Source organism: Chromobacterium sp. FG22 (assembly GCF_057809415.1).
Genome location: NZ_JBMDJX010000024.1, coordinates 59,285 through 73,819, shown reverse-complemented (window position 1 = coordinate 73,819; position 14,535 = coordinate 59,285). Strand labels below are relative to the sequence as shown.

At 68.2% G+C, this 14,535-nt stretch carries 12 protein-coding genes and 1 pseudogene; all 13 read left to right on the top strand.

The window, feature by feature from the left end; all coding sequences use genetic code 11:
* Positions 1-188: pseudogene (locus ACODSD_RS19565) on the top strand (electron transfer flavoprotein subunit beta); the annotation flags it as partial.
* A 26-nt stretch (positions 189-214) separates the two neighbouring features.
* Positions 215-1,501, top strand: coding sequence for an aromatic ring-hydroxylating oxygenase subunit alpha (locus tag ACODSD_RS19560; protein WP_488878101.1), 1,287 nt, complete (start codon positions 215-217; stop codon positions 1,499-1,501).
* Positions 1,494-2,609, top strand: a complete 1,116-nt coding sequence (locus ACODSD_RS19555; RefSeq protein ID WP_488878100.1) for an FAD-binding oxidoreductase — start codon at positions 1,494-1,496, stop codon at positions 2,607-2,609. The genes ACODSD_RS19560 and ACODSD_RS19555 overlap by 8 nt, the downstream gene beginning before the upstream one ends.
* 443 nt (positions 2,610-3,052) lie before the next feature.
* Positions 3,053-4,099, top strand: a complete 1,047-nt coding sequence (locus tag ACODSD_RS19550) for a quaternary amine ABC transporter ATP-binding protein (RefSeq protein ID WP_107799492.1) — start codon at positions 3,053-3,055, stop codon at positions 4,097-4,099.
* An 80-nt stretch (positions 4,100-4,179) separates the two neighbouring features.
* Positions 4,180-5,043, top strand: a complete 864-nt coding sequence (locus tag ACODSD_RS19545; RefSeq protein ID WP_488878099.1) for an ABC transporter permease — start codon at positions 4,180-4,182, stop codon at positions 5,041-5,043.
* A 118-nt stretch (positions 5,044-5,161) separates the two neighbouring features.
* Positions 5,162-6,148 (top strand): GlxA family transcriptional regulator, encoded by a 987-nt coding sequence (locus ACODSD_RS19540; RefSeq protein ID WP_107799490.1) that lies wholly within the window; start codon positions 5,162-5,164, stop codon positions 6,146-6,148.
* 134 nt (positions 6,149-6,282) lie between these two features.
* Positions 6,283-7,221 carry a choline ABC transporter substrate-binding protein gene (locus tag ACODSD_RS19535; protein ID WP_488878098.1) on the top strand — a complete coding sequence of 313 codons (939 nt, stop codon included), beginning with the start codon at positions 6,283-6,285 and terminating at the stop codon, positions 7,219-7,221.
* Between the two features lie 131 nt (positions 7,222-7,352).
* Complete coding sequence (gene fdhA / locus ACODSD_RS19530) at positions 7,353-8,546, top strand: formaldehyde dehydrogenase, glutathione-independent (RefSeq protein ID WP_488878097.1); 1,194 nt, start codon at positions 7,353-7,355, stop codon at positions 8,544-8,546.
* Complete coding sequence (locus ACODSD_RS19525; RefSeq protein ID WP_488878096.1) at positions 8,530-9,189, top strand: hypothetical protein; 660 nt, start codon at positions 8,530-8,532, stop codon at positions 9,187-9,189. Before fdhA ends, ACODSD_RS19525 begins: the two co-directional genes overlap by 17 nt.
* A 38-nt stretch (positions 9,190-9,227) precedes the next feature.
* Positions 9,228-9,713, top strand: coding sequence for a formate dehydrogenase subunit gamma (locus ACODSD_RS19520; RefSeq protein ID WP_488878095.1), 486 nt, complete (start codon positions 9,228-9,230; stop codon positions 9,711-9,713).
* Positions 9,707-11,275, top strand: coding sequence for a formate dehydrogenase beta subunit (locus ACODSD_RS19515; RefSeq protein ID WP_488878094.1), 1,569 nt, complete (start codon positions 9,707-9,709; stop codon positions 11,273-11,275). Before ACODSD_RS19520 ends, ACODSD_RS19515 begins: the two co-directional genes overlap by 7 nt.
* Positions 11,272-14,145: a formate dehydrogenase subunit alpha gene (gene fdhF / locus ACODSD_RS19510; protein ID WP_488878093.1), complete on the top strand. Its 2,874-nt coding sequence runs from the start codon at positions 11,272-11,274 to the stop codon at positions 14,143-14,145. Before ACODSD_RS19515 ends, fdhF begins: the two co-directional genes overlap by 4 nt.
* Positions 14,142-14,378 carry a formate dehydrogenase subunit delta gene (locus tag ACODSD_RS19505; protein ID WP_488878092.1) on the top strand — a complete coding sequence of 79 codons (237 nt, stop codon included), beginning with the start codon at positions 14,142-14,144 and terminating at the stop codon, positions 14,376-14,378. Before fdhF ends, ACODSD_RS19505 begins: the two co-directional genes overlap by 4 nt.
* Positions 14,379-14,535 lie beyond the last annotated feature (157 nt).

Genomic DNA, 14,535 nt, shown 5'->3' with positions numbered 1-14,535 from the left:
GGCTGGAGCCGGCGCGGCGCGCCCGGGCGCTGGCGGCGCAGCGCGGCAGCGGCCTGGAGCGCCTGCTGGGGGCGATTGCCGGCGACGACGCGGCCGCCGGGGGGCGCGTCGTAAAACAGGGAGATTCCGTCGAGAAAGCGCAAGCGGTGCTGGATTACCTGCGTCAACATCGGCTCGTCGATTTTTGAGCCGCCCGCCATCAAAGGAGCGAGACATGTCCCACAGCGTCATTCCCTTCCCGGCAGCGGCGACGGCCCCGCTGCGCGAACTGCTGGCCCGCCGCCGTCCCGGCCACAGCCTGGAAGCGCCGTTCTACCGCTCGCCGCAGGTGTTCGAGGCCGATCTCGAATACATCTTCCGCCGCCACTGGATCTATGTCGGCGTCAGCGCGGAAATACCCGAACCGGGCGACTACCTGACCGTGGAGCTGGGACGCGATCCCATCCTGATCCTGCGCGACGACGACATGGCCATACGCGCCTTTCACAATGTCTGCCGCCACCGCGGCTCGCGGCTGTGCGCCGAGCGTCAGGGCTCGGTGGGCAATCTGGTCTGCCCCTACCATCAATGGACTTACGACCTGTCCGGCCGGCTGATCTTCGCCGATCACATGGCGGACGGCTTCGACCCCTCGCATCACAGCCTCAAGCCGGTGGCGCTGAAAAACCTGGAAGGGCTGCTGTTCATCTGCCTGGCCGAGCGGCCGCCGGAGGACATCGACGAGATGATGGCGCGGATGGCGCCCTATATCGCGCCGCACCGCATCGACGATTGCAAGGTGGCGGCCCAGGTGGACATCGTCGAGGCGGGCAACTGGAAGCTGACCATGGAGAACAACCGCGAGTGCTATCACTGCACCGCCAACCATCCGGAGCTGACCGTCTCGCTGTACGCCTACAGCTACGGCTTCGCGCCCCGGGCCGAGCAGGCCTCCGGGCTGGCCGATTACCAGCGCGTCGTCGCCGAGCACCACGCACGCTGGGAGGCCGGCGGTTTGCCCTCGGCGGAGATTGAGCGCCTGTCCGAAGTGTCCGGCTTCCGCGCGATGCGCATGCCGCTGGACCGCAAGGGCCAGTCCCAGACCGTGGACACCGGCGCGGCCTGTCGCAAGCTGCTGGGCGATCTGCGCGACCCGGCGTCCGGCGGCCTGTCGTTCTGGACCCAGCCCAACTCCTGGCACCATTTCATGGCCGACCACATCGTCACCTTCACCGCCTTGCCGCTGTCGGCGGAAAGCACGCTGGTGCGCACCACCTGGCTGGTGCGCAAGGACGCGGAGGAGGGCGTGGACTACGAGGTGGACAACCTCACCCGGGTATGGAAAGCCACCAATCTGCAGGACCGCCGGCTGGTGGAGGAGTCGCAGCGCGGCATCAACGGCTCCGCCTATCGGCCCGGTCCTTATTCGCCCTACACCGAGGCCTTGGTGGAGAAATTCACCCACTGGTACGCGCAGCGGCTGGGCGACGGCCTGGAGCGGGAACGGCGCGACCATGAATAGCGCGCCGCCGGCCAGCCCATTGGATGATCTCCCGTCAGCCGCCGACCTGCCGCTGTGGCGGGCCGGCGAGGACAGCCTGCTCGTCTGCGTTCAGGCGCGGGAGGAAACCCACGATGTCAAAACCTTCGTGTTCCGCGCCGAGCCGCCGCGCCGCTTCCCTTATCTGCCCGGCCAGTTCATCACGCTGGAACTGGACATCGACGGCGCCGTGGTCAACCGCTGTTACACGCTGTCGTCCACGCCCACCCGGCCGGACCGGGTGTCCATCACCGTCAAGCGCATTCCCGGCGGCGTCGTTTCCTCTTGGCTGCACGAGCATCTGCGCCCGGAAATGGCGCTGCGGGTCTTGGGGCCGGCCGGCGAGTTCAGCTATGCGCGCCACGCCGCTTCGCCCTATCTGTTTCTGTCCGCCGGCAGCGGCATCACCCCGCTGATGTCGATGACCCGGGCGCTGACCGATCTGGCCTCCGGCGCCGACATCCTGTTCGTGCACAGCGCGCGCTCGCCGCGCGACATCGTGTTTCGCAAGGAATTGAGCCTGCTGGCCAGCATCCACCCCACTTTCAGCCAGGCGGTGATTTGCGAAAACCGGGCGGGAGAGCCGGATTGGGCCGGCCTGATCGGCCGGCTGGACCGGACGCTGATCGAGCGCATGGCGCCGGATCTGCACGCGCGCCAGGTGTTCTGCTGCGGTCCCGCGCCCTATATGGCCGCGGTGCGCGAGCTGCTGCGCCAGTGCGGTTTCGACATGAGCCGCTATCACGAGGAAAGCTTCAATTTCGCCGAACTCAGCGCGGCGCCGCCGGACGAGGCGGTGCGGACGCCGCAGCCCGGCGTCGAGGGCCGCGGCTTCAATGTGCGCTTCGCCAAAACGGGGGACGATTTATCGGTGGCGCCGGGGCAGACGGTGCTGGCGGCGGCGCTGGCCAAGGGCATGCGCCTGCCGGCCTCCTGCACCCGCGGCGTGTGCGGCAGCTGCAAGAGCCGTCTGCTGGAAGGCCGGGTGGACATGCGGCACCAGGGCGGCATCCGGCCGCGCGAAGTGGAGCAGGGTTATTTCCTGCCTTGCTGCAGCCTGCCCTTGAGCGATCTGGTGGTAGATCGCTGAGCGCCTGTCCAAAGTCTCGCGAGCCAGGCTGAAACAAGGCGAAAACGAGCGAAAAAGCGGCATGTACAAGCGGCATTGCGCGTTTTGAGCGAGTACTCACCGTACAACGCTTCACGAAGCGCCGCCGTCTTTGACCGCTTCCGCGCGCGCGTCCGTCGCCTCCCCGTCCTTCACGCCTGCCCGGCCGCGGCCGGCGTTTTTGTTTTTGCCGCCGGCGGCGGATTGCGGTTTTTTTACGACACAGGCCGGCCGGGCCGGAGACGAAAGCCGGCGCTGGATTTGGCGGCCAGGCCTATGCCGGCCGGTTTTGCGCGCGGATGTCGGATTTGGACGGCTTGTTGTCGGAATACCCTTACTTGGCCCAGCCCTTCCTTCCTATCTTGAACCTTGATTTACATTAAACATTCTTCGAATTGTCAGCGGCCGCGCCGAAGGGAGCCGGGATGCAAACGATCAAGGTCGAGGTCAGAAACCTCCACAAGGTGTTCGGCGGCAAGCCGGCGGAAGTGATGTCCTTGCTGCGGGCCGGCGAGAGCAAGGACGAAGTGTTTCGGCGCACCGGGGCGGTGGTGGGCGTCAACGACGTGTCGTTCTCGGTGCGCGCCGGCGAAATCTTCGTGCTGATGGGCCTGTCCGGCTCCGGCAAATCCACGCTGATCCGCCTGATCAACCGCTTGCTGGAGCCCAGCGCCGGCCAGATCCTGCTGGACGGCCAGGACCTGACCCGGCTGTCGCCCAGGCAATTGGTGGCCTTGCGCCGCCGCGACATGAGCATGGTGTTCCAGAGCTTCGCGCTGATGCCGCACCGCACGGTGCTGGACAACGCCGCCTTCGGCCTGGAAGTGGCCGGCCTCGGGCGCAAGGCCCGCGAGGCGCGGGCGCGGGAAGTGCTGGAGCAAGTGGGGCTGGCCGCCTTCGCCGGCAAGTACCCGCATCAGCTCTCCGGCGGCATGCAGCAGCGGGTGGGCCTGGTGCGCGCGCTGGCGGTGAATCCCTCGCTGATGCTGATGGACGAGGCCTTCTCGGCGCTGGACCCGCTCAAGCGCGCCGAGCTGCAGGACTTGCTGCTGCAATTGCAGCGCGAGCAGCGCCGCACCATCGTCTTCGTCTCCCATGATCTGGAAGAGGCGCTGCGCATCGGCAGCCGCATCGCCATCATGGAGGGCGGCCGGCTGGTGCAGGTGGGCAGCCCGCGCGAAATCATCGAATGCCCGGCTGACGACTATGTGCGCAACTTCTTCAAGAGCGTGGACACCTCGCGCTATCTGCAGGCCAAGGATCTGATCGAAGCCGCGCCGCCGCCGCGCGCGACGGCCGCTCCGCACGTGGAGCCGTCCTGTAGCCTGTCCGATGTGCTGTTGCGGCTCCAGGGGCAGGCCGAACCGCTGCAGGTGCGCGACGACGACGGCCGCTGCCTGGGCGTGATCACCCCCAGCAGCGTGCTCAACAAGCTGTCCCAGCACCGCCCTAGCGCGGCCGCCCACCACTGAACCCCAACGGGCGTCGCCGGCGCGGGGGCGTGTGGCTCTCGCCGTCCTGAGCGCGTCCGGCGAGACGAGGAGCACGCCGCATGGCCGACACCAGTCCCCAGTCCCCGCTGCCGATAGGCAGCTGGGTCAACCAGATCATCCATTTTCTGCTGGAAAACAACGCCGGCGCCTTCGACGCCGTCGGCGGCGGCATCGACTGGTTCGCCACCCAGGTGGAGACCTTGCTGCAGGGCGTGCCGCCATGGGCGCTGGCCGGCGTGTTCGCCGGCGTCGGCCTGTGGCGGCTGGGCTGGAAGTTCGCCGTCTTCGTCTGCGCGGCGCTGGGCCTGATCTGGGCCACCGGCTTCTGGAGCCAGACCGTCGCCACGCTGGCGCTGACCCTGTCCGCCACCTGCGTCAGTCTGATGCTGGGCGTGCCGCTGGGCATCTGCTGCGCGCGCTGGCGCTGGGTCAACGCCCTGGTCCGGCCGGCGCTGGACTTCATGCAGACCATGCCGGCTTTCGTTTATCTGATTCCCGCGGCAATGTTCTTCGGACTGGGGCGGGTGCCGGGCATCCTGGCCACGGTGGTGTTCGCGGTGCCGCCGGCGGTGCGCTTGACCAATCTGGGCATCCGCCAGGTGAACCGGGAGCAGGTGGAGGCGGGCAACGCCTTCGGCTGCACCTCTTGGCAATTGCTGTTCAAGGTGCAGCTGCCCATCGCGCTGCCGTCCATCATGGCCGGGGTCAATCAGACCATCATGATGGCGCTGTCCATGGTGATCATCGCCTCCATGGTGGGGGCCGGCGGCCTGGGCAACGATGTCCTGGCCAGCATACAGCGGCTGGACGTCGGCCTCGGTTTCGAGAGCGGGCTGGCGGTGGTGCTGCTGGCCATCATCCTGGACCGGATCACCGAAAGCTTCGGTCGCGCGCCGGAAGCGGGCGCCGCGGCCGACGGCTGAGGATGAAACAGGAGGAAACCAGGGACGAAACAATACCTGCGCAACGGTTTTCAAGGCCGGCTGCGAACCGCTTCGGAGCAGAACAACAATTCTTGCAACGCACACATTGGAGGTCGTGATGGGACCGCAACAGATCGCCTCGTTGTCGCATATCGCCTTTTTGCTGCTGGACCGGTTTTCAATGATCGCGTTCTCCAACGCGGTGGAGCCGTTGCGCATGGCCAACTACCTGTCGCGCAAGAAGCTGTACCGCTGGAGCCTGCTGTCGGCGGACGGCGAGCCGGTCAGCGCCAGCAACGGCCTGAGCCTGTCGCCGATCTCCGCGCCGGGCCCTCCGCAACAGTACGACATGCTCATCGTCTGCGGCGGCTGCCAGGTGCGCGAGGCGGCCACCGACAAGGTGCAGGCGCTGATCCGCCGCTTCGCCGCCCAGGGCGTGCCGCTGGGATCGATCTGCACCGGCACCTTCGCGCTGGCCCGGGCCGGGGTGCTGAACGGCTACCGCTGCGCCATCCATTGGGAAAACCTGCTGTCCATCAGCGAGGAATTCCCCCGTACCCGGTTCACCTCGGACCTGTTTGTGCTGGACCGGGACCGCTTCACCTGTAGCGGCGGCACCGCGCCGCTGGATTTCATGTGCCATCTGATCCGCCACAAGGGCGGCAAGAGCCTGGCGGCCGACGTCTCGGTGCAATTCATCGTGGACCGGCTGCGCGACGACGGCGACCGCCAGCACATCCCGCTGCTGGCGCGCATCGGCACCGGGCACGAGGCCTTGCTGGACGCCGCCTTGTCGATGGAGAGCAATATCGAGAACCCGCGCTCGCTGGAACATCTGGCGGCGGAGCTGGGCGTGTCGCTGCGCCATCTGGAGCGCTTGTTCAAGCGTTATCTGAGCACCACGCCGGCGCAATACTATCTGGACCTCCGCCTGCGCCGGGCGCGCGAGCTGCTGCTGCAAACCAATATGAGCGTGATGGAAGTCACCGTGGCCTGCGGCTTCCTATCCTCCTCGCATTTTTCCAAGTCCTACCGCGGGCTGTTCGGCTACCCGCCCAGCCGCGAGCGGCAGCAATACCTGGTGGCGGCCGGGGCCATCGCCTGAACGCCTGTTCAAGGCCGGCCGCGCCTTGTCTCGTTCCGGCTCGCGAGACTTTGAACGGGTGCTGGAAACCAATTGGCGGCGCGGCAGCGGCCGCCGGGCGGACTCTCGCCATCATCGCTGCCCGGGAGGAAGGGATGAATCGATTCAAAGCAATGTCCGCGGCGCTGCTGCTGGCCATCGCCGGCAGCGCGGCGGCACGGGAGCCGGCCGCCTGCCGCAATGTGCGTTTCGCCGATGTCGGCTGGACCGACATCGCGGCCACCACCGGCATGGCCAGTGTGGTGTTGGAGGCGCTGGGCTACCGCCCCAGCGTGACCATGGCCTCGGTGCCCATCGCCTTCTCCGGGCTGAAGAGCCGGCAGATCGACGTGTTCCTCGGGTATTGGAGCCCGTCGATGACGCCGCTGATCGAACCCTATCTGAAAGCGGGCCAGATCAAGGTGCTGGCCGAGCCCAATCTGAGCGGGGCCAAGTACACGCTGGCGGTGCCGGACTACGTGGCCGCCGCCGGCCTGCGGGATTTCAAGGATATCGCCCGTTTCAAGGCGCAGCTGGACGGCAAGATCTACGGCATTGAAGCCGGCAACGACGGCAACCGCCTGATCGAGGACATGATCCGCAAGCAACAGTACGGCTTGGGCGGCTTCAAGCTGGTGGAGTCCAGCGAGGCCGGCATGCTGGCCGAACTGGAACGCGCCGAGCGGCGGAAGAAATGGATGGTGTTCCTGGCCTGGGAGCCGCACCCGATGAACGTCAGGCACAAGCTGCGCTATCTGTCCGGCGGCGACGCGGTGTTCGGCCCCAATTTCGGCGCGGCCAGGGTCTTCACCGCGCTGCCGCCGGATTACGAAGCGCGTTGCGCCAATGTCGGCCGCTTGCTGCGCAATCTGCGCTTCAGCACCGATATGGAAAACCGGGTGATGGGGCCGATCATGGACAAGATCAGGCCGGAGGTGGCGGCGCGGGAGTATTTGAAAAAGAACCCGGCGGTGCTGACGAGCTGGCTGGCGGGAGTGGACACCTTCGATGGCCGGCCTGGGCTGAGCGTCGTCGGCCAGGCGCTGGCGCGCTGAGAACCTGTTTACGATCGTGGCGCGTTTGATCGCAAAGGGGTCGCTTTGACTCAAGGCCGGCGTCGCTTTCTTTCCTAGCATCGGGAGCAGATGTCGCCGGTATCCGCCGGCGCGGCAGCGAGGAGACGATGATGACAGGCAATCGCGGAGTGGTGTACCTGGCGCCGGGCCAGGTGGAAGTGCGCTCCATACCCTTTCCGGAACTGGCGTCCCCGGCCGGGCGCAAGCTCGGCCACGGCGTCATTCTCAAGGTGCTGAGCACCAATATCTGCGGCTCGGACCAGCATATGGTGCGCGGCCGCACCACGGCGCCGGCCGGCCTGGTGCTGGGGCATGAAATCACCGGCGAGGTGATAGAGACGGGCGGCGATGTGGAAACGCTGCGCATTGGCGATCTGGTGTCGGTGCCGTTCAATGTGGCGTGCGGACGCTGCCGCTGCTGCAAGGAGCAGGATACCGGCGTGTGCCTGTCGGTGAACCCGGCGCGGGCCGGCGGCGCTTACGGCTACGTCGACATGGGCGGCTGGGTGGGCGGCCAGGCGGAATACGTGATGGTGCCTTACGCCGACTTCAACCTGCTGAAATTTCCGGACCGGGATCAGGCGCTGGCCAAGATCCGAGACCTGACCTGCTTGTCCGACATCCTGCCCACCGGCTATCACGGCGCGGTGTCGGCCGGCGTGGGGCCGGGCAGCACGGTCTACGTGGCCGGCGCGGGCCCGGTGGGTTTGGCGGCGGCGGCTTCCGCGCGCCTGCTGGGCGCGGCGGTGGTCATCGTCGGCGACGTCAATCCGGCGCGGCTGGCCCATGCCCGCGCTGTCGGCTTTGAAACCGCGGATCTGTCGCAGGACGCGACGCTGGGCGAACAGATCGCCGCCATCCTGGGCGTGCCGGAGGTGGATTGCGCGATCGACGCCGTCGGTTTCGAGGCGCGCGGCCATGGCCACGCCGCCTCGCGGCAGGAGGCGCCGGCCACCGTGCTCAACGCCTTGATGGAAGTGACGCGCGAGGCCGGGCGCATCGGCATTCCCGGGCTCTACGTGACCGACGATCCCGGCGCGGTGGACGCGGCGGCCAAGCAGGGCAGCCTGTCGGTGCGCTTTGGCCTGGGCTGGGCCAAGTCGCACAGCTTCTTCACCGGCCAGACTCCGGTGATGAAGTACAACCGCGCGCTGATGCAGGCGATTCTGTGGGACCGCATCCCCATCGCCAAAGTGGTGGGCGTGGAGATCATCAGCCTGGACAACGCGCCCAGAGGCTACGCCGAGTTCGACGGCGGCGCGCCGAAGAAATTCGTCATCGATCCGCATGGGCAGTTGCGCTAGTCTGCTCTGTTGGCTGGGCATGGGCGGCCTGGTCCTGGACGCGCAGGCTTGGGATGTGTCCGCGACCAGCCCGCTGCCCGGCGGCATCGCGCCGGGGCAGCGCATGGTGGCGCCCAGGGCGAGCCTGGGTTCCGGGCTGCCGTCAACGTCCTGGACGAGCGACGTCTCTCCGCCGGAGGACGAAGCCGCGCTGCTCTCCGGCGCCTGCCGGAACCGCCACTTGAACCCCGAGGCGATTCGGGCGCATGCTAAATCCCGGCTCAGCGACATCAGCGCCAGCGAGTTGAGCGCTTACCGCCTTGAAGGCATCGTGCCGCAGGGGCCGAACCGGCGCGGGCCCTGGAGCAGCTTCGACTGGGTGTTCACCCGGCCCGACGGCGTGTTGCTGGTGTTGAGCGAATGGGATTTCGTCGCCGACGGCGGCGGCGTGCTGGCGCTGCGGGAAGACATGAATATGAGCGTGCGGGGTCATCCGGCCCGCTTTCAGCTCAGGAGCACGCCCTCCGGCAAGCCGGTGTCCGAACTGAGCTGGGCCAGCCGGCAAAAGCTTTACAGCCTCAAAGTATGGGACGAGGTCGGCCCCGATGCGCGGCAAACCTATAATTCGGCTTGGCTGCTGCGTTTGGCCGAGCAGATCAGGTAAGCGAAGCGGGGGCCTGTTTGCACTCACTGGGAATCGCCATGTCCTTGACCGCGGAACAACAGGCGCGCATCGCCGCGCTGGTATCGGATCATCAAACGCAGCCGGGCGGTTTGCTGCCCTTGCTGCACGCCGTGCAGGACGAGTTGGGCTATGTGCCGGACGCCGCGACGCCGGACATCGCCCGCGCCTTCCGCCTGAGCCGCGCCGAAGTGCGCGGCGTGCTCAGCTTCTACCACGATTTCCGCGACGAGCCGCCGGCGCGCCATGAGCTGCGGCTATGTCGGGCGGAGGCCTGTCAGAGCATGGGTTCGGAGGCGCTGGCGCAAAGGCTGCGGGCGCGCACCGGCCTGGACGACGCCGGCCGCAGCGCCGACGGCGGCCTGGAACTGCGGCCTGTGTACTGTCTGGGCGCTTGCGCCTGCGCGCCGGCCTTGCTGCTGGACGGTGAATTGCACGCGCGGATCGACGCCGCCGCGTTGGACGCCTTGCTGGCCGGCTGTCTGGAGGAGGGCGGCGCATGCTGATCTTCCATCTACCCTGTGATTCCGCGGCGCGGGCGCTGGGCGCGGACCGGACCGCGCGGGCGCTGGCCGAGGCGGCGGCGCGACGCGGCCTGGAAGTGGACATCCGGCGCAATAGTTCGCGCGGCCTGTACTGGCTGGAGCCCTTGCTGGAAATGGACACGCCGCAAGGCCGCGTCGGCTTCGGGCCCTTGACGGCGGCGCAGGCGGACAGCGTGCTGAGCGCCGTGCTGGAGGCGGACGGCCAGCATCCGCTGGCGCTGGGCTTGCTGGAGCGCCTGCCCTATCTGGCCGGCCAGCAGCGGCTGTTGTTCGCGCGCGCCGGGCTGACCCGTCCCTTGTCGCTGGACGATTATCTGGACCACGGCGGCTATCGCGGCCTGGCCCACGCGCTGGAACTGGGCGGCGAGGGCACGCTGGACTGCGTGCTGGAATCCGGCCTGCGCGGCCGTGGCGGCGCGGCCTTTCCCGCCGGCGTCAAATGGCGCACGGTGCGCGAGGCGGCGGCGGACGGCAAATACGTGGTGTGCAACGCCGACGAGGGCGATTCCGGCAGCTTCGCCGACCGCATGCTGATGGAGGGCGATCCCTTTTTGTTGATCGAGGGCATGACTATCGCGGCGCTGGCGGTGGGGGCGACCCGCGGCTACCTCTATGTCCGCTCCGAATACGCCGCGGCGGCGGAGACGCTGCGGCGGGCGCTGGAGATCGCCCGCCGGCGCGGCTATTTGGGGCCCGATCTGCAAGGCAGCGGCCGCGAGCTGGAACTGGAGCTGCGCCTGGGCGCGGGCGCGTATATCTGCGGCGAAGAAACGGCCATGCTGGAATCGCTGGAGGGCCGACGCGGCGAAGTCCGGGCCAAGCCGCCGCTGCCCGCGCTCAGCGGCCTGTTCGGCCGTCCCACCCTGGTGCACAACGTGTTGACCCTGGCCTCGGTGCCCGCCATCCTGGCCCGCGGCGCGCCGTATTACCGCGATTTCGGGGTGGGCCGCTCGCGCGGCACCATGGCGTTCCAGCTGGCCGGCAATGTGCGGCGCGGCGGCCTGGTGGAGCGCGGCTTCGGCCTGAGCCTGCGCGAGTTGATCGAGGACTACGGCGGCGGCTGCGCCAGCGGCCGGCCGGTCAAGGCGGCGCAGGTGGGCGGGCCGCTGGGCGCCTGGCTGAGCCCGGCGCAGTTCGACACCGCGCTGGACTACGAGGCTTTCGCCGCCGTCGGCGCCATGCTCGGCCACGGCGGCGTGGTGGTGTGCGACGACAGCGTCGACATGGCGCGGATGGCGCGTTTCGCCATGCGGTTTTGCGCCGAGGAGTCTTGCGGCAAGTGCACGCCCTGTCGCATCGGCTCCACCCGCGGCGTGGAGGTGATGGACCGGCTGCTGGCGGCCGGCGACGCCGCGGAGCGGCGCCGGCATTGGACCCTATTGCGGGATTTGTGCGAGACCATGCGGCACGGTTCGCTGTGCGCGCTGGGCGGTTTGACGCCCTTGCCGGTGCTGAGCGCGGCGCGGGGTTTCCCCGCGGATTTCGGCCTGGACCCGGCCATCGTCGAGGAGGACGCGCCATGAACTGCCAGTTTGACCCCAAGTCGGTCCCGACGGCGGACCTGGGCACGCCGGCGCGCGAGGGCGCGCCGGTGAGCCTGAGCATAGACGGCGTCGAGATCACCGTGCCGGCCGGCACCTCGGTGCTACGCGCCGCCGCGCTGCAGGGCGCGCGCCTGCCCAGGCTATGCGCCACCGACAGCCTGGAGCCGTTCGGCTCCTGTCGCATGTGCCTGGTGGAAATAGACGGCCAGCGCGGCTATCCGGCCGCCTGCACCACGCCGGTGAGCGCGGGCATGGCGGTGCGCACGCAGAGCGAGGCCTTGGCCAGGCTGCGGCGCGGCGTGATGGAACTCTATGTGTCCGACCACCCGCTGGATTGCCTGGGCTGCGCCGCCAACGGCAATTGCGAACTGCAGACCGTGGCCGGCCAGGTGGGACTGCGCGAAGTGCGCTACGGTCTGGCCGGGGCCAATCATCTGGCCGATGCCAAGGATGAGTCCAATCCTTATTTCGATTACGACCCGGCCAAGTGCATTGTCTGCAACCGCTGCGTGCGCGCTTGCGAGGAAACCCAGGGGACTTTCGCGCTGAGCATCGTCGGCCGCGGTTTCGATTCCCGCGTCCGCGCCGCCGGCGGCGCGGACTTCCTCGGCTCGGAATGCGTGTCCTGCGGCGCCTGCGTGCAAGCCTGTCCCACCGCCACGCTGGTGGAGAAAAGCGTGGTCGCGCAGGGGCAGCCGGAGCGCAGCGTGGCGACCACCTGCGCTTATTGCGGCGTGGGCTGCGGTTTCCGCGCCGAACTCAAGGGCGAGCGCGTGGTGAGAATGACGCCGGACCGGGACGGCCGCGCCAATCACGGCCATTCCTGCGTCAAGGGCCGCTTCGCCTGGGGCTACGCCACCCATCCGGACCGCATCGTCAAACCCATGCTGCGCGCCGGCATCCACGAGCCCTGGCGGGAGGTGAGCTGGGAACAGGCGCTGGAGCATGTGGCCGGCGAGTTCCGCCGCCTGCAGACGCGCTACGGCCGCGACGCCGTCGGCGGCATCAGTTCCAGCCGCTGCACCAATGAGGAAACCTATCTGGTGCAGAAGCTGGTGCGCGCCGCCTTCGGCAACAACAATATCGACACCTGCGCCCGCGTCTGCCACTCGCCCACCGGCTACGGCCTCAAGCAGACTCTGGGCGAATCCGCCGGCACCCAGGATTTCGATTCGGTGCTGAGCGCCGACGTGATCCTGGTGATAGGCGCCAATCCCAGCGACGCCCACCCGGTGTTCGGCTCGCTGCTGCGGCGACGGCTGCGCGAGGGCGCGCGGCTGATCGTCATCGACCCGCGCCGCATCGATCTGGCCGATTCGCCGCACGCGGCGCCGGCGCTGCATCTGGCCTTGCGGCCCGGCAGCAATGTGGCCGTGCTCAACGCGCTGGCCCATGTGCTGGTGAGCGAAAACCTGCTGGATCAAGACTTCATCGCCCAGCGTTGCGAGACCGAGGCCTTCCGGCTCTGGCGCGACTTCGCGGCAGAAGCGGACAATGCGCCGGAGCGCGTCGCCGAGGCCAGCGGGGTGCCGGCGGTGCTGATCCGCGAGGCGGCGCGGTTGTACGCGAGCGGCGGCAACGCCGCCATCTACTACGGCCTGGGCGTCACCGAACACAGCCAGGGCAGCACCGCGGTGATGGCCATCGCCAATCTGGCCATGGCCACCGGCAATCTTGGCCGCGCCGGCGTCGGCGTCAACCCGCTGCGCGGCCAGAACAATGTGCAGGGCTCCTGCGACATGGGCTCTTTCCCGCATGAACTGCCCGGCTACCGCCATGTGTCCGACGACGCGGTGCGCGCGCGCTTCGAGGCGGACTGGGGCGTGGACTTGCAGCCGGAGCCGGGGCTGCGGATTCCCAATATGCTGGACGCGGCGCTGGATGGCGGTTTCAAGGGCCTGTACTGCCAGGGCGAGGACATCGCGCAGAGCGACCCCAACACCCAGCACGTGGCCGCCGCGCTGACGGCCATGGAGTGCGTGGTGGTGCAGGACCTGTTTTTGAACGAAACCGCCAAATACGCCCATGTGTTTCTGCCTGGCAGCTCCTTCCTGGAAAAGGACGGCACCTTCACCAATGCCGAGCGGCGCATCTCGCGGGTGCGCCGGGCGATGCGTCCGCTGGCCGGCATGGCGGACTGGGAGGTGACCGCGGCGCTGGCGGCGGCGCTGGGCTATCCGATGGCTTACACGCACCCGTCGGAAATCATGGACGAGATCGCGCGGCTGACGCCCAGCTTCGCCGGAGTCAGCTACGCCAAGCTGGACCGGCTGGGCAGCCTGCAATGGCCGTGCAACGAGGCGGCGCCCGAGGGCACGCCGGTGATGCACGTCGACCGTTTCTCCCGCGGCCTGGGGCGCTTCGTCGTCACCCGCTACGTGGCGACTTCGGAGCGGGCGGGCAAGCGCTTCCCGCTGTTGCTGACCACCGGGCGGATTCTCAGTCAGTACAATGTCGGCGCGCAGACCCGGCGCACCGAAAACCGGCTCTGGCACGCCGAGGACAGGCTGGAAATCCATCCGGCCGACGCCGAGACTAGGGGCGTCGTCGACGGCGACTGGGTGGCGGTGCACAGCCGCGCCGGCGACACCGCCTTGCGCGCCAAGGTGACCGAACGGGTGGCGCCGGGCGTGGTGTACACCACCTTCCACCACCCGGAGTCCGGCGCCAATGTGGTGACCACAGACAACTCGGATTGGGCCACCAATTGTCCGGAGTACAAGGTCACCGCGGTGGAGGTGAGGAAGACCGCGCGGCCATCGGAGTGGCAGCGCCGTTTCCATGGCTTCGGCGATGAGCAGCAAAGACTGCTGGCCGCCGGGCGGCGGACGGGGAGCCAGACGGAATGAGGCCGGAGTCGCTGGTGAAGATGGTCAACGAGATCGCGCGCTTCTTTGAGGACGCGCAGGGGGAGGACGCGGCGGCCGAGGTCGCCCAGCATCTGCGGCGTTTCTGGACGCCGGCGATGCGCGCAGGCCTGCTGACGCATTGGCGGAGCGCCGGCGCGGCAAGCGGGCTGGTTCCGCTGGCGGCGCGGGCCTTGGGCTGTTTGGAGCAGATGTCCGACAAGGCCGCTGGCTAAGAGTCTGTTTACGATCTGCTGCGCTTGGCGAGACGTCTCAGGGTGAGTACCGCTTCGAAACGTTCATGTGCCACGAGCGTATTCCGCTTTTTCGCTCGTTTTCGCCTGGTCTCGCTTTTGCCCGCGAGGCTTGGAACAGGCTCTTAAGAGCTTGTTC

What these genes read in the sequence shown, in the direction of transcription:
- ACODSD_RS19560 (WP_488878101.1), top strand. Translation starts at nt 215, where the DNA reads ATGTCCCACAGCGTCATTCCCTTCCCGGCAGCGGCGACGGCCCCGCTG.
- ACODSD_RS19555 (WP_488878100.1), top strand. Translation starts at nt 1,494, where the DNA reads ATGAATAGCGCGCCGCCGGCCAGCCCATTGGATGATCTCCCGTCAGCC.
- ACODSD_RS19550 (WP_107799492.1), top strand. Translation starts at nt 3,053, where the DNA reads ATGCAAACGATCAAGGTCGAGGTCAGAAACCTCCACAAGGTGTTCGGC.
- ACODSD_RS19545 (WP_488878099.1), top strand. Translation starts at nt 4,180, where the DNA reads ATGGCCGACACCAGTCCCCAGTCCCCGCTGCCGATAGGCAGCTGGGTC.
- ACODSD_RS19540 (WP_107799490.1), top strand. Translation starts at nt 5,162, where the DNA reads ATGGGACCGCAACAGATCGCCTCGTTGTCGCATATCGCCTTTTTGCTG.
- ACODSD_RS19535 (WP_488878098.1), top strand. Translation starts at nt 6,283, where the DNA reads ATGAATCGATTCAAAGCAATGTCCGCGGCGCTGCTGCTGGCCATCGCC.
- fdhA (WP_488878097.1), top strand. Translation starts at nt 7,353, where the DNA reads ATGACAGGCAATCGCGGAGTGGTGTACCTGGCGCCGGGCCAGGTGGAA.
- ACODSD_RS19525 (WP_488878096.1), top strand. Translation starts at nt 8,530, where the DNA reads ATGGGCAGTTGCGCTAGTCTGCTCTGTTGGCTGGGCATGGGCGGCCTG.
- ACODSD_RS19520 (WP_488878095.1), top strand. Translation starts at nt 9,228, where the DNA reads ATGTCCTTGACCGCGGAACAACAGGCGCGCATCGCCGCGCTGGTATCG.
- ACODSD_RS19515 (WP_488878094.1), top strand. Translation starts at nt 9,707, where the DNA reads ATGCTGATCTTCCATCTACCCTGTGATTCCGCGGCGCGGGCGCTGGGC.
- fdhF (WP_488878093.1), top strand. Translation starts at nt 11,272, where the DNA reads ATGAACTGCCAGTTTGACCCCAAGTCGGTCCCGACGGCGGACCTGGGC.
- ACODSD_RS19505 (WP_488878092.1), top strand. Translation starts at nt 14,142, where the DNA reads ATGAGGCCGGAGTCGCTGGTGAAGATGGTCAACGAGATCGCGCGCTTC.